The sequence below is a fragment of the Campylobacter portucalensis genome (assembly GCF_009690845.1).
In the GTDB taxonomy this organism is placed as follows: domain Bacteria; phylum Campylobacterota; class Campylobacteria; order Campylobacterales; family Campylobacteraceae; genus Campylobacter_B; species Campylobacter_B portucalensis.
The window spans coordinates 1-1,526 of sequence record NZ_VWSJ01000064.1; the positions used below are offsets into that span (position 1 = coordinate 1).

A 1,526-nucleotide genomic window follows, 5' to 3' on the forward strand; every position below is an offset into this window, starting at 1 on the left:
CTTTGGTATTTACTATATAGTCTTTGATTTTAGTTTTATAAGTTAAAAACTTAAATCTAAATTTATCATCATCACTAAAAAGCCCATCTTTGTATGAGTTAAAGCCTACTTGCCAAGTTTTAGCAACTTCTGGCTTTAAGTTATTATTTACACCCCATTTTCCAAACTCGCTAAAATATGCCTCTTTGATATTTGGTGCACGGTGAGTTTTTGAGTGATTTACAAAAGGAGTAAATAGATCGTGTATGTAGGCTGAGAGTCCAAAAGCGTAGTTTAGATATTTGTTTTCATTTTCTGGTTTAAATTTTACTGGGGTTCTTGTGCCGTTTTTAGGACAATAATCTTCTTGACACTCCCTATCGCTCCCGTTATTGCTTTCATCATCTTCGTCTTCGCTTTGTGGTTCATATTTAAAATATTTATCCCTAAGTGCTTTATGTTCCTCGCTTAATTCACCATCTGCGACAAAAAATTCTGCATTTAAAGACGAAAAATAATCAACCTTATATGTTTGTTTTTTACCTCTACGATCAATAAAAGATTTTTCAATATTTTTTTGTAACAACTGATGAAGCGTATAAAACTGCTCCCCCTCTTGATGATACCTTGTCCAGTTTAAATTTGTATTAAAGGTAAAAATGCCGTAATTTATGGTATTATCTAAATAAATAGATCTAAACTCATGCCCACCTGCTGGATAGACTGTATTTGCTGGCCAACCCTCTTTTAATGCACCATTTGCTGAAGTGCCATATCTTCCTGATGTTGTGTTATTAGCCACTTTTTTATCTTCATAATTTACTTCATGTGTATCTCTGCTTCTATAGTAGTGGTTTTTAAGCAAACTAAAACCAACTCTTGTTTCTACAAATCCATTCTCAAATGTAGTTAGAAATTTATTGTTTATATCAAAAGTTTTTGAAGTGTTTTTTGTAGTTAAACTATCTTTTAGGATACTTGATGTAAATAATGCCCCTTTTTCATAATTTTGAGTGCCTTTTGTCTGTGCAATGAGAACATTTAAATCAATATTATCATTATTTGGATCTTTTAAATTATAATTAGCTTGATAAGTATCTTGCTTAGTTTTTCTTTGTGCTATTTTGGTGTGATAATTTCTGTATTGTAAAGATAGGGTATTGTAGTTATCTCCATACTCTATTTTTGCAATATGATTTTGTGGTTCGTGATTGAAAGCATCTACGTTATATGGTGGGCGACCTGAGGTGTATCTTCTACTCCATTTATCATTTGGATCTTCCCAGTATAAATCACCGCTACGATCTTTCTTAGGACCTATATACTTTATCCCTTCAACTTCGCCTTTCCCCCCCCNNTTTGCAATATGATTTTGTGGTTTGTAATTTAGTCTGTCTGTATTGTATGGTGGATTATATGGCTTATCTCCATAATAACGTGTTCCATCCGAACACTTATAATATTTTTTACGTGTTTTTGGATCAAATACTTCTTCATTACAATATTTGTTGCCTATGCTGCCTTTCCCCCCCCAACTTCATATTTTT

General features: G+C 32.5%; 1 protein-coding gene. It reads right to left on the reverse strand.

What is annotated here, in order from left to right; translation table 11 throughout:
* Positions 1–1,495, reverse strand: a 1,495-nt coding sequence (locus tag F1B92_RS09480; protein WP_326833140.1) for a TonB-dependent receptor domain-containing protein, incomplete at its 3' end; no start/stop codon positions are given.
* Between the last annotated feature and the right edge of the window lie 31 nt (positions 1,496–1,526).